Source organism: Methanothermobacter marburgensis str. Marburg, assembly GCF_000145295.1.
Lineage (GTDB): Archaea > Methanobacteriota > Methanobacteria > Methanobacteriales > Methanothermobacteraceae > Methanothermobacter > Methanothermobacter marburgensis.
Genome location: NC_014408.1, coordinates 142,757 through 164,922 on the forward strand (window position 1 = coordinate 142,757; position 22,166 = coordinate 164,922).

General features: G+C 48.9%; 20 protein-coding genes. 17 read left to right on the forward strand and 3 right to left on the reverse strand.

Annotated features, from left to right (window positions below):
- Positions 1-70 precede the first annotated feature (70 nt).
- The 17 genes from fdhF (at position 71) to MTBMA_RS00755 (ending at position 18,513) form a co-directional block, all read left to right on the forward strand.
- Complete coding sequence (fdhF, locus tag MTBMA_RS00675) at positions 71-2,734, forward strand: formate dehydrogenase subunit alpha (RefSeq protein ID WP_013294976.1); 2,664 nt, start codon at positions 71-73, stop codon at positions 2,732-2,734.
- 164 nt (positions 2,735-2,898) lie between these two features.
- Complete coding sequence (locus tag MTBMA_RS00680; protein ID WP_013294977.1) at positions 2,899-3,375, forward strand: helix-turn-helix domain-containing protein; 477 nt, start codon at positions 2,899-2,901, stop codon at positions 3,373-3,375.
- Positions 3,353-4,402, forward strand: coding sequence for a tungsten-dependent formylmethanofuran dehydrogenase subunit FwdF (gene fwdF, locus MTBMA_RS00685; protein WP_013294978.1), 1,050 nt, complete (start codon positions 3,353-3,355; stop codon positions 4,400-4,402). The genes MTBMA_RS00680 and fwdF overlap by 23 nt, the downstream gene beginning before the upstream one ends.
- Positions 4,403-4,416: 14 nt before the next feature.
- A complete protein-coding gene (locus tag MTBMA_RS00690) occupies positions 4,417-4,665 on the forward strand; it encodes a 4Fe-4S binding protein (RefSeq protein WP_010877164.1) in 249 nt (82 codons plus the stop codon).
- A complete protein-coding gene (gene fwdD, locus MTBMA_RS00695) occupies positions 4,662-5,054 on the forward strand; it encodes a tungsten-dependent formylmethanofuran dehydrogenase subunit FwdD (RefSeq protein ID WP_013294979.1) in 393 nt (130 codons plus the stop codon). Before MTBMA_RS00690 ends, fwdD begins: the two co-directional genes overlap by 4 nt.
- Before the next feature lie 22 nt (positions 5,055-5,076).
- On the forward strand, positions 5,077-6,786 hold the full coding sequence (gene fwdA, locus MTBMA_RS00700) for a tungsten-dependent formylmethanofuran dehydrogenase subunit FwdA (RefSeq protein WP_013294980.1): 1,710 nt from the start codon (positions 5,077-5,079) through the stop codon (positions 6,784-6,786).
- Entirely contained in the window at positions 6,783-7,595 is an 813-nt protein-coding gene (fwdC, locus tag MTBMA_RS00705) for a tungsten-dependent formylmethanofuran dehydrogenase subunit FwdC (protein ID WP_013294981.1), read from the forward strand. The genes fwdA and fwdC overlap by 4 nt, the downstream gene beginning before the upstream one ends.
- Before the next feature lie 12 nt (positions 7,596-7,607).
- A complete protein-coding gene (locus MTBMA_RS00710) occupies positions 7,608-8,909 on the forward strand; it encodes a formylmethanofuran dehydrogenase subunit B (protein ID WP_255503812.1) in 1,302 nt (433 codons plus the stop codon).
- A gap of 242 nt (positions 8,910-9,151) precedes the next feature.
- Positions 9,152-9,979: a nitrogenase iron protein gene (gene nifH / locus MTBMA_RS00715; protein WP_013294983.1), complete on the forward strand. Its 828-nt coding sequence runs from the start codon at positions 9,152-9,154 to the stop codon at positions 9,977-9,979.
- Positions 9,980-9,988: 9 nt separating this feature from the next.
- Positions 9,989-10,306, forward strand: coding sequence for a P-II family nitrogen regulator (locus MTBMA_RS00720; RefSeq protein WP_013294984.1), 318 nt, complete (start codon positions 9,989-9,991; stop codon positions 10,304-10,306).
- An 8-nt stretch (positions 10,307-10,314) separates the two neighbouring features.
- A complete protein-coding gene (locus MTBMA_RS00725; protein ID WP_013294985.1) occupies positions 10,315-10,680 on the forward strand; it encodes a P-II family nitrogen regulator in 366 nt (121 codons plus the stop codon).
- A 63-nt stretch (positions 10,681-10,743) separates the two neighbouring features.
- Entirely contained in the window at positions 10,744-12,156 is a 1,413-nt protein-coding gene (locus MTBMA_RS00730; RefSeq protein ID WP_013294986.1) for a nitrogenase subunit alpha, read from the forward strand.
- The gene (locus MTBMA_RS00735) at positions 12,156-13,535 is read left to right on the forward strand and encodes a nitrogenase component 1 (protein ID WP_013294987.1); all 1,380 of its coding nucleotides are present in this window, start codon (positions 12,156-12,158) and stop codon (positions 13,533-13,535) included. Before MTBMA_RS00730 ends, MTBMA_RS00735 begins: the two co-directional genes overlap by 1 nt.
- On the forward strand, positions 13,504-14,946 hold the full coding sequence (gene nifE, locus MTBMA_RS00740; protein ID WP_013294988.1) for a nitrogenase iron-molybdenum cofactor biosynthesis protein NifE: 1,443 nt from the start codon (positions 13,504-13,506) through the stop codon (positions 14,944-14,946). The genes MTBMA_RS00735 and nifE overlap by 32 nt, the downstream gene beginning before the upstream one ends.
- Positions 14,936-16,276, forward strand: a complete 1,341-nt coding sequence (locus MTBMA_RS00745; RefSeq protein WP_013294989.1) for a nitrogenase component 1 — start codon at positions 14,936-14,938, stop codon at positions 16,274-16,276. Before nifE ends, MTBMA_RS00745 begins: the two co-directional genes overlap by 11 nt.
- A complete protein-coding gene (locus MTBMA_RS00750) occupies positions 16,230-16,586 on the forward strand; it encodes a NifB/NifX family molybdenum-iron cluster-binding protein (RefSeq protein ID WP_171770387.1) in 357 nt (118 codons plus the stop codon). Before MTBMA_RS00745 ends, MTBMA_RS00750 begins: the two co-directional genes overlap by 47 nt.
- A 10-nt stretch (positions 16,587-16,596) precedes the next feature.
- Positions 16,597-18,513 carry a molybdopterin-dependent oxidoreductase gene (locus MTBMA_RS00755; RefSeq protein WP_013294991.1) on the forward strand — a complete coding sequence of 639 codons (1,917 nt, stop codon included), beginning with the start codon at positions 16,597-16,599 and terminating at the stop codon, positions 18,511-18,513.
- A gap of 160 nt (positions 18,514-18,673) precedes the next feature.
- Here MTBMA_RS00755 and MTBMA_RS00760 read toward each other — a convergent pair whose 3' ends face one another.
- From MTBMA_RS00760 to glnA, 3 genes are all read right to left on the reverse strand, one after another.
- Positions 18,674-18,958: a DUF2097 domain-containing protein gene (locus tag MTBMA_RS00760; RefSeq protein ID WP_238523376.1), complete on the reverse strand. Its 285-nt coding sequence runs from the start codon at positions 18,956-18,958 to the stop codon at positions 18,674-18,676.
- Positions 18,959-19,059: 101 nt separating this feature from the next.
- Entirely contained in the window at positions 19,060-20,742 is a 1,683-nt protein-coding gene (locus MTBMA_RS00765; RefSeq protein WP_013294993.1) for a DUF128 domain-containing protein, read from the reverse strand.
- Between the two features lie 60 nt (positions 20,743-20,802).
- Positions 20,803-22,131, reverse strand: coding sequence for a type I glutamate--ammonia ligase (gene glnA / locus MTBMA_RS00770; protein WP_013294994.1), 1,329 nt, complete (start codon positions 22,129-22,131; stop codon positions 20,803-20,805).
- Between the last annotated feature and the right edge of the window lie 35 nt (positions 22,132-22,166).

Genomic DNA, 22,166 nt, shown 5'->3' on the forward strand with positions numbered 1-22,166 from the left:
TTTCACCTCTTCATAAACTTTATTTTATGTGGGGATAAATTTTCACTATAAAAAATTAGCTGAAGATAACATGAAGGGGACTGTAAAATTCAGGATCGATGGAAGGGAAGTTGAGGCAGCCCGGGGGATGACGGTTCTCGAGGCAGCCCTTGCAAACGGCATCTATATACCGAACCTCTGTTTCAGGGAGGGTATTGAACCATTTGGGGGCTGCAGGCTCTGTCTGGTTGAGAACAACGAGGGGCGTCTGGTCACGGCATGTGAAACACCTGCAGAGGATGGTTCTGAGTTCATATCAGAGTCTGAAAGGATAAACAGGATCAGAAGAACCACTCTATCTCTGATAATAGCTGACCACAGCAGGGATTGTCTTGCATGCCCCGCATCAGGTGACTGCAGACTCCAGGAGCTTTCATCGTACCTCAACGTATCTGATGGGGACCTTGAGAGGCTGAGGCCTGAGCTTTCAGGGATTGATGTGGATGAATCCAACCCGTTTTTCCTGAGGAACCACGATAAGTGCATCCTCTGCGGCATATGTGTCCGTGTCTGCAGGGGACTGGGTGCAGAGGCGGTTGATTTTGCATACAGGGGCCATGACACAAGGATAGCCACCTTCATGGACAGGGATATACTTGATTCAAGCTGCGTCTCATGCGGTGAATGCGTCGAGGCATGCCCGGTGGGCGCCCTCCTACCCAGGACTGAGAGACCCTCCACCGAGGTGAGGACTGTATGCCCCTACTGCGGCGCCGGCTGCGAGATATACCTCGGGGTGAGGGGGAACCGGGTTGTGAGTTCAAGGGGTGTCCCTGATAGCCCTGTTAACCAGGGAAGGCTATGCGTGAAGGGGAGGTTCGCCCTTAAATTTGTAAACAGTCCCGAAAGACTTAAAAAACCCCTGATAAAGGTTGATGGGGAGTTTGTAGAGGTAGAATGGGATGAGGCCATCTCAGTTGTGGCCGAAAGGCTCTCTGAATACACTGGGGAAGAGTTTGCGGCTGTGGCCTCTGCCAAGTGCACCAATGAGGAGAACTATCTGCTGCAGAAGTTCACAAGGGCCGTTATGGGGTCAGGGAACATTGACCACTGCGCAAGGCTATGCCATGCCCCATCACTTACCGGTCTCAGAATGAGCCTGGGCAGCGGTGCAATGACCAACTCCATATCTGAACTGGGGGCTGCCGGGTGTATACTGGCAGTGGGAACCAACCCAACAGAGACACACCCTGTAACCTCCTACAGGGTAATCAGGGCCCTGAGGTCACGTGCAAGGCTGGTTGTGGTGGATCCAAGGAAAACCCGGTTATCAGAACTTGCAGATATCCATCTCCAGAACAGACCGGGGTCTGACATCCCACTTTTAATGGCAATGTGCCGCTTCATACTGGAGGAGGGCCTCCACGACAGCGAATTCATAGATTCCCGCACAGAGAAATTTGAGGACTTCAGAGACGCTGTCATGGCCCTGGATCTTGATGAGGTGGAGAGGATAACCGGGGTTAACGTTAAGGACATAAGGAGAGCCGCAATAATGTACGCATCCAATTCCCCGGCATCCATAATATATTCAATGGGCATCACCCAGCACGTTAATGGGACTGGCAATGTGCTTGCACTCAGCAACCTGGCGCTTCTTACAGGTAACATCGGTATAAAATCAGCCGGCATCAACCCGCTGAGGGGTCAGAACAACGTTCAGGGGGCCTGTGATATGGGGGCGCTTCCCGACCTCCTCCCGGGGTATCAGGGCATTGGTGAGGCTGCAGGGAAATTCTCTGAGAAATGGGGTTCACCTATCCCCCCGGCAGGGTTGACACTTCCTGAGATGTTTGATGCCGCAAGGGACGGAAAAATAAGGTGCATGTACATAATGGGTGAGAACCCACTTCTGAGCGAACCTGACATTGAAAGGACCCGGGAGGCCCTTGAGGGCCTTGAATTCCTTGTGGTCCAGGATATATTCCTCACAGAGACAGCCGAACTTGCCGATGTGGTTCTGCCCGCGGCATCCTTTGCAGAGAAGGACGGGACATTCACCAACACCGAGAGAAGGGTTCAGCTTCTGAGAAAGGCGCTGGATGCCCCGGGGGATGCTCTCCCTGACTGGCAGATAATCTCCATGATTGCAGGGCGGATGGGAAGGGAGGACTTTGATTATGAATCAGCGTCCAGAATATTCGATGAGATAAGGGAACTTGTACCCTCATATGCTGGCATCTCCCATGAAAGGCTGAAATCTGGAGGGATACAGTGGCCCTGCACATCAGAGGAGGACGCTGGAACAGGATATCTTCACTCTGAAGAATTCCCAACACCCACAGGAAGGGCATCGTTCCTGCTGCCTGATTACCAGTTCAGGGGGGTCCCGGAGGAGTATCCCCTGGTCCTTGTGACAGGGCGAAACCTCTACCAGTACCACACAAGGTCCATGACTGCAAGGGTGGAGGAACTGGAATCATTCTCAGACCATGAGGAGCTTCTCATGAACCCCGCTGACGCCTCCTCTATGGGTATAAGGGAGGGGGATACTGTTGAGGTCACATCAGAGAGGGGCTCCCTCAGGGTGAGGGCAGGGGTTACAGATGAGGTGATGGAGGGCGTGGTATTCATGACATTCCACTTTGCAGATGCCCCTGCAAATGTCCTCACAGGCGGAGACAGGGACCCCTTTTCAGGGATGCCTGGACTCAAGTTCACACCGGTCAGGGTGTGTCGCGTCCAGCTAAGATAAGATGTGTGCCACCAAAACACTCATTTATATTATTATCTATTGCTGGCTGACCAGGGACGTGTGCTAACAACACACCAATATATATATATTTTTCTATTTGTTTTTTGTAGAAAATTATTATATACATAGTGGTTAAATGTGTGATTAACACACATGGTGACCCTATGCCGAAACATATAGTTTCTGGACTCAAATACATAGCAGCCGTAAACCTAACAAAACAGGGCCATTCACAGAGAGAGATAGCCAAAGCTCTGAAGATAAACAGATCAACTGTTTCTCACTACCTCAACGGGAGAAACCTCTCATGGAGGTCAATAGAGATTGCAAGGGTAATAACAGAGATGTGTCCAAGGGATTTCCTTCTTCTCACCCACTCCCTTACACAGAACACAGAGATGACAAGGACGATAGTGAAGACATGCCAGCAGAGGGAATTCAAGGGAAACGTCAGGAACTCATGTATTGGGTGCGGGCTATGTGTGGACACATGCCTCAGGAAGGCCATAACCCTCCGAGACCTCAAGGCACATGTGGATTCCGAATGGTGCTGCGGGTGTCTCATCTGTGTGGATATGTGTCCAACTGATTCTATAGAAATAAAGGAGGTAGAAATTGATGGAAACGACCGAAGTAATTGAAGGTAAGAATATTACCGTGGAGCGGACCGGCGAAGAAAACAGAAAGTTGATCTTCCAGGATTGCCTCTGCGCTGTGTGTGGACTGTGTGGCGAGATATGCCCGGTCAGTGCAATCGAGGTTAACCCAACAGGTGCAATGGTCAGAACAGAACAGGACGAGTCAAAGATACTTATCGATGAGAACAAATGTGTCCTCTGCGGTATGTGCAGTTCAATCTGCCCATTCCAGGCTCTTGACCTTCAGATCGATGGAACATCCATAAAAGAACTTGCAGAATACCCTAAAATCCTTAAATCAGCCGAAATTGATGATGAAACATGCATACAGTGCAAGGCATGTGAAACAGCATGTCCACAGGACGCCATAACCATAACAAGGGAACTTCCAGAAAGGAAGGACCTCATCACAGGTGAAATCGAAATAGACAAGGACACCTGTATATACTGTGGCATGTGCGAGGAAATGTGCCCGGTTGATGCCATAGAGATAGAACACCAGATACCAAGTTCATCAAGCCCAACCGTTGCAACCGACATCAACGTGGACGAGGACAAATGTGTTCACTGCGGAATATGTAAGAGGATCTGCCCTGTTGACGCCATAATGCAGGTCTGCAGGATCTGCCCATACGGCGAATACGAGATAAAGGTCCCTGAGGTTACAGGAACCTCCTACATCGACCCTGAGCTCTGTGTGAACTGCGGCTGGTGCCAGGAGATCTGCCCTGTTGATGCTGCAACAGTGACTAAGCCATTCGAGGGAGAACTGATAATCGACCAGGATACCTGTCAGGCATGTGAGACCTGCGTGATGGCATGCCCATGCAACGTTCTCTCATTCCCGAAACCAGAGAAATCCGGTGAAAAACCAACCAAGCTCTACAAGGACGAAAGATTCTGCATATACTGCGGAGCATGTGAGAGATCATGCCCTGTGAACGCCATAGAGGTTAAGAGGAGCAGAATAAATACAACTCCAATCAAATCAAAGGCATGGAAGAACGCCTTTGAATCACTACTCAAATAAATGGAGGTAATCAGATGGCAATTGGACTTAAGGCATACCCTGAACTCTGCCATGGATGCGGAAACTGTGTGATCGCATGTCCCGTGAACGCCCTCAGAAGCCCGGAAGTTGCCGGTGGAAAGGGCCCAACAGATGATGTTGAGATCATCATGATAGTGGAGGACGGGGTTGTAAACATAAAAAACCCTGACCTTTGCGGAAAATGCGGCACATGTGTTGAAAGCTGCCCTGTGGACGCAATAAGACTGGAGGAGTTAGAATGATGGTCATACTCAACACAGGAAGGACAATATGGCAGGGACAGGCCATAGAATCAGGTAAGGATCTTAAAATGTACGTGGATGCAGCTGCAATAATTCAGATGAACGCTGACATGATGAAGCAGCTCGGGATAAACGAAGGAGACAACGTCAAGGTCATATCAGAATATGGAGATGTGGTTGTCAAGGCTGTTGAAGCAAAGGAACCACTACCAGATGGAATGGTCTACATACCAATGGGCCCATGGGCCAACAGGGTCATAAGACCAGATACAGATTCAACAGCAACACCCAGCTTTAAGAATGTACCGGTGGAGATCATACCCACCGATGAAGAGGTTCCTGACATGCCCACCCTCATGAAGGTCTACGGTAAGGTAGGTCAGATTTAATTGGTTCAGCGGGAGGATTCAAATGGAATACATAATCAAAAACGGATTTGTTTACTGTCCTCTTAACAACGTCGATGGAGAGAAGATGGACATCTGCGTCAGGGATGGTAAAATAGTTGAGAGCGTCAGTGACTCCGCAAAGGTCATTGATGCATCTGGAAAAATTGTGATGCCTGGAGGTGTCGACCCACACTCCCACATAGCAGGTGCAAAGGTCAACGTGGGAAGGATGTACAGGCCAGAAGACAGCCGAAGGGACGCTGAAAAGTTCAAGGCAGGAAGGGCCGGAAGCGGTTTCTCAGTACCATCAACCTTCATGACAGGTTACAGGTACGCCCAGATGGGTTACACCACCGCAATGGAGGCGGCCATGCCACCACTCCTTGCAAGGCACACCCATGAGGAGTTCCATGACACACCCATAATAGACCATGCGGCATACCCACTCTTCGGTAACAACTGGTTCGTGATGGAGTACCTCAAGGAGGGAGACGTGGATGCATGCGCAGCCTACGCCTCATGGCTCCTCAAGGCAACAAAGGGTTACACAATAAAGATAGTTAACCCCGCAGGTACAGAGGCCTGGGGATGGGGTGGAAACGTCCATGGAATCCATGACCCTGCTCCATACTTTGACATAACACCTGCAGAGATCATAAAGGGACTCGCAGAGGTTAACGAGAAACTCCAGCTACCACACTCAATACACCTCCACTGTAACGACCTGGGACACCCTGGAAACTATGAGACAACCCTTGCATCCTTCGACGTGCCAAAGAACATAAAGGCAAACCCTGCAACAGGTGAAAGGGATACAGTTTTATACGCCACACACGTCCAGTTCCACAGCTACGGCGGAACCACATGGAGGGACTTCGTATCAGAGGCACCAAAGATCGCAGACTACGTCAACAAAAATGACCACATAGTCATAGACGTTGGTCAGATAACCCTTGATGAGACCACAACAATGACAGCCGACGGCCCAATGGAATACGACCTCCACTCACTCAACGGCCTCAAATGGGCAAACTGTGACGTGGAACTCGAAACAGGTTCAGGTGTCGTCCCATTCATATACTCAGCAAGGGCACCTGTCCCAGCTGTCCAGTGGGCAATAGGTATGGAGTTATTCCTGCTTATCGACGACCCAGCAAAGGTCTGTCTCACAACAGACAGTCCAAACGCCGGTCCATTCACAAGGTACCCAAGGGTCATAGCCTGGCTCATGAGCAACAAGTACAGGATGAACCTCATCGAGGGAGAACTCCACAAGTGGGCCCAGAGGAAGAGTACCATAGCAACAGTTGACAGGGAATACACATTCTCAGAGATAGCCCAGATCACAAGGTCAACATCTGCAAAGGTCCTGGGTCTCAGCGAAACCAAGGGGCACCTTGGAGTCGGTGCAGATGCAGACATCGCGGTATACAACATCAACCCTGAAACAGTCGACCCATCAGTCGATTACATGGCAATTGAGGAAGGATTCTCAAGGGCAGCATACGTCCTCAAGGATGGAGAAATAGTGGTTAAGGACGGAGAAGTAGTGGCCTCACCACATGGAAGAACCTACTGGGTTGACACCCGGGTTGATGAGTCAACCTACAACGAGGTACTTGCCAAGGTGGAGAGCAAATTCAAACAGTACTACTCTGTTAACTTTGCAAACTACCCTGTGCAGGACGAGTACCTGCCAAAATCCGCTCCAGTTAAAGGGGTGATGCTATGAGTGAAATAATATTAACTCCAAAGGAACAGCCTGAAGTGCCACTGGAGGCACCCAACATCAAACCCGATGTATTCGCAGGAAAGTCAATAGACGAGATCAAAAACATCCAGATAATGTATGGTAACGAGGTCGTTAAACTGGGAGACTTCTTCGAGGTCAGCGGAGAACCAGCAGACGCAGCATCAGACATCAAGATCATCATCGACGGCGACGTATACAACACCAAGAGGATAGGCCAGGAGATGACAGCCGGCGAAATCCTGGTGAAGGGTAACGTGAACATGTACGTCGGAGCCGGTATGAAAGGCGGCAGGATCACAGTTGAAGGCAACGCAGCCTCATGGGCCGGACAGGACATGAGGGGAGGAGAACTTGAAATCCTTGGAAATGCGGCTGACTACGTTGGATCATCCTACCGTGGTGACTGGAGAGGTATGAGTGGTGGCGTCATAACAGTCCATGGAAACGCCGGAAACGAGATCGGAGAGTACATGAACGGCGGTAAGATCATCATCAAGGGCGACGTCAACATAATGCCTGGCATACACATGAACAACGGTCTCATAATCATCGAGGGCAACGCCGTTGCAAGGGTCGGCGGTGAAATGGCCGGCGGAACAATAATCGTAAAGGGAATGATACAGGAATTCCTTCCAGGATTCAAGTACCTTGGTGTTGAAAAGGACATAGAGGTTAACGGGGAAACCTTCCCTGGAGCATTCTACAAGTTTGAAGGAGATCACGCAATTAAGGGAGCTAAGGGTATAGTCTATGCGGCTGTCGGATGCAACGGCCACATAGAACCCTAACTGGAGGTAATTATCATGGAATACGTGAAAAATGTGGTCTGCCCCTTCTGCGGAACCCTCTGTGATGATATCATCTGTAAGGTTGAGGACAACGAGATTGTCGGAACCATCAATGCATGCAGGATAGGTCACAGCAAGTTCGTGCATGCAGAGGGTGCAGTGAGGTACAAAAAACCACTCATAAGGAAGAATGGCGAATTCGTCGAGGTAAGCTACGATGAGGCCATAGACAAGGCTGCAAAGATTCTTGCAGAATCAAAGAGACCACTCATGTACGGGTGGAGCTGTACAGAGTGTGAAGCACAGGCTGTTGGAGTTGAACTTGCAGAGGAGGCCGGTGCAGTAATCGATAACACAGCATCAGTCTGTCACGGACCATCAGTCCTTGCCCTCCAGGACGTGGGTTATCCTATCTGTACCTTCGGTGAGGTCAAAAACAGGGCTGACGTGGTGGTCTACTGGGGATGCAACCCCATGCACGCCCACCCAAGGCACATGTCAAGGAACGTATTTGCCCGCGGATTCTTCAGGGAAAGGGGAAGATCAGACAGGACACTCATAGTCGTTGATCCGAGGAAAACTGACAGCGCAAAGCTTGCAGACATACACCTCCAGCTGGACTTTGACCGTGACTATGAACTTCTCGATGCAATGAGGGCATACCTCCTTGGAAACGAGATACTCTACGATGAGGTTGCAGGTGTACCAAGGGAGCAGATCGAAGAGGCTGTTGAGGTGCTCAAAAAGGCACAGTTCGGTATACTCTTCTTCGGTATGGGTATAACCCACAGCAGGGGTAAACACAGGAACATTGACACAGCCATTATGATGGTTGAGGACCTCAATGACTATGCAAAATGGACACTCATACCCATGAGGGGACACTACAACGTTACAGGTTTCAACCAGGTCTGCACCTGGGAGAGCGGATACCCATACTGTGTTGACTTCTCAGAGGGGGAGCCAAGGTACAACCCAGGGGAGACCGGTGCAAACGACCTTCTCCAGAATAGGGAGGCCGATGCGATGATGGTCATAGCCTCTGACCCTGGTGCCCACTTCCCACAGAGGGCACTTGAGAGGATGGCTGAGATCCCGGTCATTGCAATCGAGCCCCACAGGACCCCCACAACCGAGCTGGCTGACATCATAATTCCACCGGCCATCGTGGGTATGGAGGCTGAGGGTACAGCCTACCGTATGGAGGGTGTCCCCATAAGGATGAAGAAGGTTGTTGACTCAGACCTCCTCTCAGACAGGGAGATCCTGGAGAGACTCCTTGAAAAGGTGAGGGAATACAGGGCCTCAAAGTAATCAGGCCCTCCTATTTCTATTTATTTTAAAACTTTTGATTTGGTTTCTGTTGATTTTTATGGGTACTTAAAGCACATTGAAATATTTCAGTGGTTCTGTTTTTGATCTGGTTTCTGTTCATGTTTAAGGATATCTGAGCGCATAATTTTCAGCCATGTGCCGAAAAGTTTAAATATGATACCCTCAAATAATAGAGTGTCGGAATAAGGAAGCATACTTCCGACTGAGATGGTGATTGATGTATGGTACGTAAAATTGCAATATATGGTAAGGGTGGAATCGGAAAATCCACAACACAGCAGAACACTGCAGCGGCAATGAGCTACTTCCATGGAAAAAACGTGATGATCCATGGATGCGACCCCAAGGCAGACAGCACACGCCTTATACTGGGCGGTAAAATGCAGACAACCATGATGGACACCCTGCGTGAACTGGGAGAAGGTGCATGCACACCAGACAAGGTTATAGAAACAGGATTTGGAGGTATAAGGTGTGTTGAATCAGGAGGTCCAGAACCGGGTGTCGGATGCGCAGGCAGGGGTGTTATAACCGCCATAACCCTCATGGAGAGGCATGGGGTCTATGAAAACGACCTGGACTTTGTATTCTTTGATGTGCTCGGTGACGTGGTATGCGGGGGGTTTGCAATGCCGGTGAGAGACGGAAAGGCGGAGGAAATATACATCGTGGCATCAGGTGAGATGATGGCACTCTATGCCGCCAACAACATCTGCAGGGGTATGGTGAAATATGCACGGCAGAGTGGCGTCAGACTTGGGGGGATAATATGCAACAGCAGAAACGTTGATGGCGAAAGGGAACTCCTTGAAGAATTCTGTGAAAGAATAGGGACACAGATGATACACTTCGTGCCAAGGGATAACATCGTACAGAAGGCAGAATTCAACAAAAAATCTGTCATAGAGTTCGACCCCGAGTGCAACCAGTCACAGGAGTACAGGGAACTTGCAAGGAAAATAATTGAAAACACAGATTTTGTAATACCAGAACCCATGACAATGGATGAAATGGAGGACCTCGTTGTAAAATACGGGGTTCTGGACTAGGTGTTAAAAATGAAGATGATAAGGGCCATAATAAGACCAGAAAAGTCTGAAGAGGTGGCTGATGCTCTGGATGACGCAGGATTCCCGGCCCTCACAAAGATAGACGTTATAGGGAGGGGTAAGCAGAAGGGCATACGGTTCGATGAAATCTACTATGATGAGATACCCAAGACCATGATGCTCATCGTCGTGGATGATGCTGATGCAGAGAGGGTGGTCTTGGTTATCAGTGAAAGCGGATACACAGGCAAAATTGGGGATGGTAAAATATTCATAAGCCCCGTGGAAAACGCCTACACCGTCAGAACAAGAGAGGAAGGTCTTTAGGTGTCTGAATGAAAGAAGTAATCGCCATAATAAGACCAAAGAATATGAAGAAAACCAGGGATGTCCTTGAATCCCTGGGGTTCCCGTCATTCAACGCCACAAGAGTCCTCGGGAGGGGCAAGCAGAGGGCCATAATTGATGAGGTCACCATCCCCTCTCCATCTCCTGAAATTGATGAGGTGAGGGGAACAATGAGATACATTCCCAAGAGGATGATCCAGATAACCGTGGAGGATCCGGATGTACAGCTGGTTGTGGAGGCCATAATGAAGGTCAACCACACGGGAAAAATTGGAGACGGGAAGATCTTTGTATGTCCGGTAGACGATGCAATGAGGATAAGGACAGGTGATAGGGGGACTGAAGCACTTTAACCTGTATCTGAGATGGATAGAGTGGGCTTTAGTTATCCCGTATAAATCAAAGGATGATTCAAAATGCCATTTGAACTGTTTGGCGTCGATGCTGAAATACCCGATAGAAAAAAGCACATCTATGTAAAGAAGCAGGGGGATCCTGAGGGAGACATACCAGCATGCAACACAACAACGATCCCTGGCTGCATGACAGAGAGGGGATGCGCATTTGCAGGTGCAAAGGGTGTGATAACAGGGGCAATAAAGGATGCGCTTCATGTTATCCACTCACCGGTTGGATGCACAGCATATGGTTACGGTACAAAGAGGTACCCCACATCACAGGAAATGCCCGATGGAAGCATGTTCCCCATAGAAAAATTCAACCTAAAATACATAACAGGAACGGATCTGAGTGAGTCGGATGTGGTTTTTGGTGGTATGGACAAACTCAAAAGGTGCATCCTGGAGGCGGTCAGGGAATTCCCTGAGGCAAACGCAGTTTACACCTACGCAACCTGTACAACAGGCCTCATAGGGGACGATATTGATGCAATTTCAAGGGAGGTCTCAGAGGAGATAGGTAAGGATGTTGTTGCAATAAACGCTCCAGGATTTGCAGGTCCAACACAGTCAAAGGGACATCAGGTTGCCAACTACACACTATTTGAGGACCTGGTGGGAACCGCGGAGCCCCCCAGAACCACAGAATATGACGTGAACCTCATAGGGGAGTACAATATCGATGGGGACCTCTGGGTTCTGAAAAAATACTTTGAGGAGATGGGGATAAACGTCCTGAGCACATTCACAGGCGACTGCTGTCACGACGAGATAAAGTGGATGCACAGGGCAAAGCTGAGTCTGGTCAGATGTCAGAGATCAGCAAACTACATTGCAAAGCTCCTTGAGGAGAGATATGGTGTTCCCTACATGAAGGTTGACTTCTTTGGAATAGAATACTGCAGAAAAAACCTCATGGCAATAGGGGAATATTTTGGAATACCCGAGAGGGCAGAGAGGGTGATAGAGGATAGAATGAAAAAAATAGGTCCAGAAATTCAGTATTTCAAAGATAAACTCAGGGGTAAGAGGGTCTGGGTTTTCTCAGGGGGCCCCAAAAACTGGCATCTACCCCGCCCACTTGAGGATGAACTTGGAATGGAAGTGGTTGCAGTTTCAACAATGTTCGAACACGAAGACGGCTACGAGAAGATCAAGAAAAGGGTACGGGAGGGTACAGTGATAGTGGATGACCCCAACTCACTGGAACTCGAGGAGATCATCGAGAAATACAGGCCAGACATCATCCTGTCTGGAATAAAGGAAAAATACCTGGCCCATAAACTTGGAGTGCCCTGCATACTCATCCACTCATATGAAAACGGGCCATACATCGGCTTTGAGGGGTTCCTTAATCTGGCGAGGGACATGTACGCGGCAATATACAATCCTGTATGGGACCTGCTTGAATTCGAGGAGGATGTTAACTGATGCCAGAAATAAACGTGATGGAGAGGGGAAGGGAGCTTGTGGTAAACCCCCTCGTCACCTGCCAGCCATTCGGTGCAATGTTCGCAACCCTGGGTATAAGGAGGGGTCTGCCCCTGGTTCACGGCTCCCAGGGCTGCAGCACCTTTGTGAGATACGGACTCAACAGACACTTCAGAGAACCCGCAGAGATAGCCGTCACATCGCTCCATGAGGACGCAGCTGTGTTTGGGGGTAGAAGTAACATAATAAACGGTGTTAAAAACCTTGTGAAGAGATTCAGGCCCGACCTTGTGGGAATTGTAACCACCTGTTCAAGTGAAATAATAGGGGATGACGTGGATGGGTTCATGAGGGTCGCTGAAACCGAACTGCGCGAGGAACTTGGAGACAGGTTCCAGACAAAACTGGTTCACATATCAACACCCAGCTTCGTTGAAAACCACTTCAGGGGATATGGAAACGCCATAAAATCATTCATAGAGACCCTGTCTAGGGAGGACGGTGACTGCAACCACAAACTCAACATAATACCAGGTATAGTCAACCCCGGCGACATAAGGGAGATAGGGCACATGCTTGGCCTCATGGACATAACTCCCATAATACTCACCGATACCTCAGACCCCTTTGATTCACCCCTCAGACCATCAAAAACAGAGCAGATGCCATTCTACCCCCCTGGAGGAACAGCTGTTCCTGAAATAGAGGACTCATCAAACAGCATGGGAACACTGAGCCTGACGATGTACGGGGATGAAGCCTTGAACACACTTGAAAAACGATTCAGGGTTCCAGGGGAATACTCTATGCCAATCGGGGTCCGCAATACAGATGACTTTGTCCGCAGGGCAGCCAGGATTTCAGAAAAGGATGTGAGCGATGAACTGCTTGATGAAAGAGGCATACTGATTGACTCCATGGCAGACCTCAGTTCAAGGTACCTATTTGGAAGAACAGCCGCGGTCTACGGGGACCCGGACATGGTGGCAGGAATATCAAGGTTCCTTTGCGAACTTGGAATAACACCACTCCACACCTGCACCGGCACAGATAATGAACTCTTCATTGACAGGATGAAGACGGTGGCAGCCGAGGCAGATGAACGGATAAATGTCATGGTAAAATCAGATCTCAGGGCACTTGAAGAGAGACTCTCAGAGGAACCAGTTGACCTGATGATAGGAAACTCAGATGGTAGACTCATAGCCCAAGACCTCGGGATACCCCTTGTGAGGGTTGGCTACCCGGTATATGACAGGGTGGGCTATCAGAGGGTGCCCATCACAGGTTACAGGGGGGCTGTGAATCTCCTCAACAGAATAACAAACACGGTACTCAGGGAATACTATGAACCACAGCACTGGAAACTGCAGCAGTAAAGAGAATTTTTCAGCGGACACCACAGCAGATTTAAAGGTTGAGGAGGTCCCTGAAGCGGTGATAAACACGCTCTCCCCCAGAAGAGAACACTTCACAAGGAGCTGCAGCGGGGGAGGGCCCCGCTGTAATCGTGAATCCCTTCCAGGCATGGTAACCCAGAGGTCCTGCGTGTATGGGGGGGCAAGGGTTGTTCTCATGCCCATAACGGATGCAGCCCACCTTGTGCATGGACCAGTGGGATGCGCGGCATGCACCTGGGACATCAGGGGAAGCAGAAGCTCAAAGTCTGAACTCTACAGGATGGGATTCTCAACCGGCCTTGAGGAAAAGGATGTGGTGTTTGGTGGGGAGGACAAACTCCTTGAATGTATACTGGAGATAAATGAAATCCACTCCCCCTCAGCCATATTCGTCTACTCCACATGTGTTTCAGGCGTCATAGGGGACGACATAGCGGCTGTATGCAGAACAGCAGAAAACAAAACAGGAAAATGGGTAATACAGGTGCAGTCTGAGGGATTCAGAAGCTTCAACAAGTCACTGGGCCACCAGCTAGCCTGCGATGTTATTCTCAGGCACATAATAGGACGTGGAGATGCTGAAGTCAGGGAAAACTCGGTTAACCTTGTGGGAGAGTTCAATGTTGCAGGGGACCTCTGGGAGATAAAGGGTCTACTTGAGAAAATGGGTATTCACGTGGTTTCATCCATAACCGGCGATTCAACGGTGGCTGAAATCTCAGAAGCCCACACAGCGCAGCTTAACATTGTACAGTGCAGCAAATCATCAGGTTACATTGCAGAGGAGATGAAGAGGAAATACGGGATACCCTACATAAATGTCAATTTTTTTGGGATAAAAGAGACCATGGATTCCCTGCTATCGATTTCAGATTTCTTTGATCTCAATGCTGAGGAACGGATCAGCTCAATGGCAGAAAAAACACATGAAATGATCAGAGGCTACAGAAGAGCCCTTGAGGGAAAAAAGGTGGCAATATACGTGGGCGGTAACAAGGCATGGTCCCTTATAAGGGCATTCAGGGACCTTGGAATGGAGGTGATAATGAGCGGAACCCAGAACGGGCTCCCTGAAGACTACCTGAAGATAATGGAGAAGTCAGGAAGGGAACTGATACTCTTTGATGATGCAAATCCAGTTGAACTTTCAGAACTCCTGCGGAAATACAGGCCTGATCTGGTTGTCTCAGGGGCCAAGGAAAAGTACCTCTCCTATAAGCTTGGAATACCCTTCTGTGAATTTAACCATGACAGGATAAAACCATTCTCAGGGTTTGGAGGATTCTTGAATTTTGCAGAGGAAGTTAAAAGGACTCTGGAAAGTCCCATATGGACTCTGGCCAGCAAAAAAAGGTTATCAGGACCAGGAGGCATGTCCGGTGAAGCATAGAAGCACCATAATAAACCCTGGAATTATCTGCCAGCCCCTGGGCGCTGTCATGGCATTCCTGGGTATCAGGGGATCAATGCCACTCATACATGGTTCACAGGGTTGCAGCACATATATGAGGTTTCAGCTCACAAGACACTTCAGAGAACCTGTAAATATAGCCTCAAGTTCTCTGAGTGAAGCCACAGTCGTATATGGCGGAGAAGAAAACCTTTTAAGAGCCCTGAAGACAGTTGAAGAACAGTACAGTCCTGAAGTTATAGGTGTAATTTCAGGCTGCCTCTCAGAGACCATAGGAGATGACATTGATAGAATAGTGGATAAACACAGGGAAAGTGGGGGATCTGAGATTATAACTGTCTCATCACCTGGTTTCAGGGGTTCACACGTGGATGGATATGAGGCCGCTGTTAAATCCATTCTCAGATCACTTGTTATGGAGCATGCTGAACCTGTGGATAGAATAAACATTATAAATGGTATCATGAGCCCTGCAGACACCTCAGAGATAAAGAATATCCTTGAGGGAATGGGTGTGGATTTCCTCATGATAACCGATAACTCCGAGTCCCTTGACGAACCCTTCGATGGCGACCCCTATTTTATAACACGTCATGGAACATCCATTCATGACATAGCTACGGCAGGTGACTCCATGGCCACCCTAAACCTTGGGGGGTACGGTGGAGGTGAGTTCCTCGAAAAGAAATACGGGGTTAAGAACATTGAACTCCCGATCCCTGCAGGCCTTGAAGGGACGGATAAATTTTTAGGGGTCCTCCTGGATCTTTTCCATTCAGATATTTCCCGCTCAATCAGGAGGGAGAGGGGTAGACTGATGGATGCAATGATAGATTCCCATCAGTACACCTCAGGGAGGAGGGTGGCCATATTTGCCGACCCATCCTATGTTGTTGCGGTAACATCACTGGTACTTGAGATGGGAATGCAACCATATGTTTTCACAGGTTCCAGGAGCAGATACTTCCATGAAAAAATCAGCCAGTTTCAGAGAAAATGGGGATTTCAATTCCCGGCAGAAAGTGGAGTGGACATATCTGGCTTAAAGGAGAACCTTGCTGGCAGAGAGGTCGATGTCCTTATAGGAAACTCCCACTGCGCAAGGGTCGCCAGGGAACTTGGAGTACCACTCCTGAGGATGGGTTTCCCGGTTTACGACAGGGTGGGGTCCCAGAGAATAAGAATAGCAGGCTACGGCGGGGGGATATCCTTTGTTGACTCCCTCACAAACCTGATACTTGAGAGCCACTATGATGATGGATATGAAATTGATGGTGATACATGTGATAAGGATAGCTGTTGCATCTGATGACGGCAGATACGTTAACAGACACTTCGCGGATGCAGATGCCTTCATAGTTTTTGAGAGGATTGATAATGAAATCAAATTTTCTGAAATAAGAAAGCTGGATGGGGGAAAAATAGAGAAGCACGACGATAGATGGAGGCGGGTCCTGGACCTTATTGATGATTGTGAAATCGTAATATGCAGAAGGATAGGGGAAAAACCCCTTGAGGAGGCCAAAAGGAGGGGTGTTATAGTCTTTGAATCAGATGATGGAATAGCTGCGGCAATACTGAAATCACTCACGGAACTGAACATATCCTGCAGAGTATAATGGGTCTCCCATGAGAGTCTTCACAACCTGCACAAGGGACTGTCCAGGCGCATGTGGTCTCACAGTCAGAGTTGAGGGGGGAGTGGTCAGGTCCATAGGTGGAAACAGAGGACATCCCCACAGCAGGGGATTTTTATGCAGAAAAACAGCCAGCTACCACAGGACGAGGCTCTACTCAGATAAAAGGATCCTGAAACCCCTCATGAGGGATGGAAATCAGTGGAGGACCGTATCCTGGGATGAGGCTCTTCAAACAGTAGCTGATGTGATGAACAGATGTGTGGATGAATACGGCGCGGAATCCATAATCTACTATCAGGGATTCGGGGCAAGAACGGCCCTTAGACTTCTTAACAGGAGATTTTTCAATTCTCTGGGGGCAACAACCCTTGAGGGAACGCTCTGTGGAGGTACAGCTATAGAGGCCCATAAAATGGATTTCGGGAAAAGGGTATCCCATGAACCACGCGACCACCTCAACAGCAGAAACATATTCATCTGGGGACGTAACCCGGCAGTTACCGACCTTAACCTCTGGAGGATAATAAGGAGGGCCCAGCGCAACGGGAAAACCATCGTCACAGTTGACCCTCTAAGGACCGAGACAGCAGCCAGAGCAGATATCCACTGCCAGATTAAACCTGGCACCGATATGTACCTTGCAATTGCACTTTCAAAGATCATCGTGGAGGAGGGAATTCACGACCAGAAGTTTATGGATAATCATTCAGAGAACTCCGATGTCTACCTGAACGTCCTTGATGCCTTCAGCCTCTCTGAACTATCAGGGATCACAGGGATTCCCGAAAAAATGGTGTATGAACTTGCCTTCACCTATTCGGATGGTCCGAGCAGCATAATCATTGGCTGGGGGCTGCAGCGGTACTTCAACTCCCACATAACCTGCAGGTTCATAGATGCACTCGCCGCCATATCAGGCAATATAGGGATCAGGGGAGGGGGCGTCAGCAGCGGATTTGATGAATACGGCGGTTTTGATGAATCGGTCTGCCTTGAAGACAGAAGAAAAATATCCATGCCGCTTTTTGGAAGGGACCTTGAGAATCTGGATTCACCAGAGGCAAAATGCGTCTTCATAACTGCAGGCAACCCGGTGAACCTGGGCCCTAATTCAATGAAAACCCTGAGTGCCCTCAGAAAAATGGATCTTGTGGTCATGGTCGACCACTTCCTCAACGACACATCATATGCTGCCGACATATTTCTTCCAGCAACAACCTTCCTTGAGGAAACAGATCTGGTGGGCAGTTACGGCCACCCCTATATCTCTCCGGTAAATGCGGCAGTCAAGCCCTCAGGGGAATGCCGGTCAGAATTCTGGATTTTAAAGAGACTATCAGAGTTCATGGGCCTTGATAACCTGGAGGGATCCCTAATGGAATGGCTTGAAATTATAGCAGCACCCCTCCTTGATTACCATGGAATAGAGATCCAGGATCTTCTAAAAAGACCATACCGGGTGCCTGGAATTCCAGAGGTTCCATTTGAGGATTTCAAATTCTATACAGAGAGCAGAAGGTTCATCTTACCATCAGAAATCCCCTCAGAGGTCGGAATTTCGGATGAAAAATCTCTTAGACTTTTAACAGTAATGAACTCTGAGTGGATAGGATCCAGAGAACCATATGATGAAGAGAAGCTACTGGAGGTCTTTATACATCCAGAGACCCTATTAAAAACAGGATTGGAAGATGGTGAAACCGTGACCCTTGAATCAGGTGCGGGCAGAACATGTGCAACTGTAAGGTCCTCTGATAAGGTGTATCCTGGATGCGCCCTGTCATTCAGGGGCACCTGGCTCTCAAGGGGCGGGTGTATAAATACCGTAATCGAGGATGGAAAGACAGAGAGGGGCCATGGAACACCCTACCATGAGACCAGAATAAAAATTAAAAAGCGTCATTGAGGGTGAACTCACTGAATAATAGAGTTCAACAGATAGAGCTAAAATTAAAAAGGAGATCTCATGCAGGTTTCCTGTTGAGTAGATGGGCCATCAGACTCACAATTATAAATCCAGCCACTATGAGTGAAACTATCTCTACCACAGCCAACATCCAATCACCTCATTCATCAACAGCCTCAATTACGCATACCCCACCCTCACATTCGTGCTCCAGTTCGATGAGGTATTCCTTCAGCTTCTCAACGTCAATCGTTGTAAGACCCTTTATTAGGTCACTGTCTATCTTTATCTGTATGACGCCCGCGTTGTTGGTGACAACCTTTCCAGGAATGTATACGCGGCCGAGGGATAGCCTCACAGTATCCCCTGGTTTAACCTCTTCCCTTATGTACCTGCAGAGTTCATCGCAGGTTGCAATTCTATTTTCCTTTTTCAAATAAATCACCTTTGCCTCTGATTATATAGTCTTATGATCGTTATAAAATAAGTTTTACACCAGTCATGATGAGTTCCAGGGTCAGGGGTTCTAGTCCTATGAAATAGGGTTTACACCTCGTCAACATACATGAATTCCTTAAGTTCCATGAGCCCCTCAACGGCCTTTATCCTTATATCGATACCTGCCTCACGGACAGCTGCAAGGGGATTCAGGCCTCCAGGGGTCACTATCCCCGCATGGTACTTCTCCACACGGGCGTTGTAGACTATCTCACTGGGTTTGCCAATTTTCAGTATGCTGAAACCTGCTTCTGATAGATCTTCAATGAGGTCTGTGGTGTGATCCCTTGCAAGGTAGGGCACCTCACGGAGACTTGCAAGTACCCTGCCCGGACCATCAAGGGCTTCAAGAACTGCAGTCATATTCTTTGAAACGTAGATCTCATGGGGGTCCAGGGATGAGCCGCTGTAGGCTGTTAGCTCAACAAAGCGGGGATCCCTAACTCCAACCTCAAGGAGGCCCCCATACTTTGGTGTGGACATGATTCCGTTCTTTATGAGTATCCCGTCCAGGGTGAGGCTGCAGACAGTTGCAATTCCAGCCATTTCACCCTCATCCGTGATTCCTATAAGTGGCAGGGTTGAAAATTCGGGGCGCTTCCCCAGGACGTCACGTATGATCTCGAGGGCTTCATCAAGATCCTCTCTTTTAACCAGGGATATGTTTGCAATTATCCTCCCAGAAAAATCCCTGTGGTTGAAATCAACCCTGTTTATGAGGTTCCAGGCCTTTGAAAGCAGGAATCTGACCCTGACACCCCTTTCAGGTGCAGATGCCATCAAACTCCCCTCAGGTTTTACGAGGGGTTCCAGGTTTCTGAAGTCAATGAGGTTCTCTGCCAGCTTGATCTCAGCCATGTAACCTGCCTCCTGTATTGCGCAGAGTGGAGTTATTCCTCCTATGATGGCAACCCCAACCATTCCATCAGCCACAGGGACTCCTAGGACATCCTCCCCTGGATCGCCCACCTTGAGGACGCCTGATATATCGGCTCCCTCAAGTTTTCTGAAGAGTTTCATGGCCTCCTCCCTTGCGGTTCCAGGTATGAGACGGAGATTTGCAGGTACGGTCCCCTCTCCGTTTTCAATGACATCCAGAACTGAGGTCATGTTCTCGGATGTGAATGCCTCCAGGGGGGTCATAGATGTTTTCTTGTATGCTATGAGTTCCCTGAAGTTCACGGGCCTGCTCTCCTCGAACCTCACAAGCCCCCCAAACTGGGGTATTACAGGGATTCCATTCATGAGCAGAAGACCATCAACCGTTGTTCCGCAGATGGTACTTATTACAAACTCCCCATCGTGTTCTTCGAGCCTGACACGGGGGCTCAAACAGAAACCGTTTTTCATAACATATTTCAGGGTTTCGATGGATTCAGGGGATATCCTTGATGTGTTTACAACCACCTTCCCCTCAAGGGTATCAGGGTTGAAACTTGTACGGTAGATCATACTCTCAAACTTTGAGAATATGAAGTCCACTTGGTCGTAGACGAGGCCACGGTTTATCTCCTGCAGCCCCTTTTCTGTTATCCTTCTTCCGGCGTAACCAACCCTTTCTGTAAGGCCCTTTTCATCAAGTATGCGCATGTGGTATCTGACAGCACGTTCTCCTAGGTCGTAGCCCTTCTTTTTAAGTTCTGATGCTATTATCTTTGCCCCAAGGACGTCGTCGTGCTCTGCAAGGATCCTCAGGATCTCCATCATCTTCTGGTTGGTCTCTTCAGCCATCAGCAAACACCATATAAAAAATAGGGAGGGGGTTATTTAAAGTTTAATAAAAAAGGAGGGTTAGATGTCAAGGTATCTTTCAAGTTCGTACTTGAAGACCCTCACCCGGTAGTCGTCCCATTCCTTGTGCTTTATCTCCATGAACTTCTCATAGACATGGTCCCCGAGGGCTCCCTTGATGACATCGTCCTCCTCAAGGGCATGGTATGCCTCCCAGAGACTTGATGGGAGGGTTTCGATTCCCATTTCCCTGAGTTCAGGAATGGATTTTTCGAATACATCGATTTCAGTTGGTTCGCCGGGGTCAATTCTGTTCTGTATACCGTTCATACCTGCTTCCAGCATGGCTGCAAATGCAAGGTAAGGGTTGCATGAGGGGTCAGGCATCCTCAGTTCCACACGTGTTCCCTTACCACGGGATGCAGGGATCCTTACAAGGGTTGACCTGTTTTTGAGGCCGTATGCGATGTACACAGGGGCCTCATAGCCTGGCACGAGCCTCTTGTAGGAGTTGACTGTCGGTGCACATACCGCTGATAGTGCCGGGGCATGCTTGAGGAGCCCTCCTATGAAGTACATGGCCTCTTCTGATAACTGGGTCTCGGTGTTGGGGTCGTAGAATACGTTTTCACCGTCCTTGAAGAGTGACTGGTGGCAGTGCATACCGCTACCGTTTTCACCGAAGAATGGTTTTGGCATGAAGGTTACCATGTAACCCATCTTGTCAACTATAGCCTTTATCGCCTGCTTGAAGGTTATGACGGCGTCTGCTGTTTTAAGTGCCTTGTCAAATTTGAAGTCTATCTCATGCTGCCCTGGGGCGACCTCGTGGTGGCTTACCTCAACATCGAAGTCGAGGGCCTCCAGGTCCATCACGAGTTTTCTCCTGAAGTCTGTACCCTGGTCCACTGGTTCCACATCGAAGTATGCGCCGCAGTCGTGGGGTATTATGTTCCCATCCTCGTCCTGGTCCAGGATGAAGAATTCGGGTTCGGGTCCGACGTTGTATTCGTAGCCCAGGTGGGCGTATTTGTCAAGGGTCCTTTTGAGCACGTACCTTGGGTCTCCCTCGAATGGTTTTCCCTCTGGCCAGTATATGTCACAGATGAATCTGCAGACACCCTTTTCCTCTGGCCTCCAGGGGAGTGTTGAGAAGGTGTCAGGGTCTGGTTTGAGGACCAGGTCACTTTCGTTTATGTCGACGAATCCCTCAATTGATGACCCATCAAAGAGGAGACCGTCCTTTATTATGTCCTCTATCTGGTCTGGCCTTACCAGGGGTATTGCCATGTTTTTTGGTTTTCCGTGTATGTCCACAAACTGAAGGCGGACGAATTTTACTCCGCATTCATCCATTTTAGCTATTATTTTTCCAATCTTATCTGACATGGGTTATGCCTCCGTGGCATGAGATTAACTGTCAC

Excerpts from the sequence above, each read along its gene's own strand:
- fdhF (WP_013294976.1), top strand. The coding sequence starts at position 71 with ATGAAGGGGACTGTAAAATTCAGGATCGATGGAAGGGAAGTTGAGGCA.
- MTBMA_RS00680 (WP_013294977.1), top strand. The coding sequence starts at position 2,899 with ATGCCGAAACATATAGTTTCTGGACTCAAATACATAGCAGCCGTAAAC.
- fwdF (WP_013294978.1), top strand. The coding sequence starts at position 3,353 with ATGGAAACGACCGAAGTAATTGAAGGTAAGAATATTACCGTGGAGCGG.
- MTBMA_RS00690 (WP_010877164.1), top strand. The coding sequence starts at position 4,417 with ATGGCAATTGGACTTAAGGCATACCCTGAACTCTGCCATGGATGCGGA.
- fwdD (WP_013294979.1), top strand. The coding sequence starts at position 4,662 with ATGATGGTCATACTCAACACAGGAAGGACAATATGGCAGGGACAGGCC.
- fwdA (WP_013294980.1), top strand. The coding sequence starts at position 5,077 with ATGGAATACATAATCAAAAACGGATTTGTTTACTGTCCTCTTAACAAC.
- fwdC (WP_013294981.1), top strand. The coding sequence starts at position 6,783 with ATGAGTGAAATAATATTAACTCCAAAGGAACAGCCTGAAGTGCCACTG.
- nifH (WP_013294983.1), top strand. The coding sequence starts at position 9,152 with ATGGTACGTAAAATTGCAATATATGGTAAGGGTGGAATCGGAAAATCC.
- MTBMA_RS00720 (WP_013294984.1), top strand. The coding sequence starts at position 9,989 with ATGAAGATGATAAGGGCCATAATAAGACCAGAAAAGTCTGAAGAGGTG.
- MTBMA_RS00725 (WP_013294985.1), top strand. The coding sequence starts at position 10,315 with ATGAAAGAAGTAATCGCCATAATAAGACCAAAGAATATGAAGAAAACC.
- MTBMA_RS00730 (WP_013294986.1), top strand. The coding sequence starts at position 10,744 with ATGCCATTTGAACTGTTTGGCGTCGATGCTGAAATACCCGATAGAAAA.
- MTBMA_RS00735 (WP_013294987.1), top strand. The coding sequence starts at position 12,156 with ATGCCAGAAATAAACGTGATGGAGAGGGGAAGGGAGCTTGTGGTAAAC.
- nifE (WP_013294988.1), top strand. The coding sequence starts at position 13,504 with ATGAACCACAGCACTGGAAACTGCAGCAGTAAAGAGAATTTTTCAGCG.
- MTBMA_RS00750 (WP_171770387.1), top strand. The coding sequence starts at position 16,230 with ATGAAATTGATGGTGATACATGTGATAAGGATAGCTGTTGCATCTGAT.
- MTBMA_RS00755 (WP_013294991.1), top strand. The coding sequence starts at position 16,597 with ATGAGAGTCTTCACAACCTGCACAAGGGACTGTCCAGGCGCATGTGGT.
- MTBMA_RS00765 (WP_013294993.1), bottom strand. The coding sequence starts at position 20,742 with ATGGCTGAAGAGACCAACCAGAAGATGATGGAGATCCTGAGGATCCTT.
- glnA (WP_013294994.1), bottom strand. The coding sequence starts at position 22,131 with ATGTCAGATAAGATTGGAAAAATAATAGCTAAAATGGATGAATGCGGA.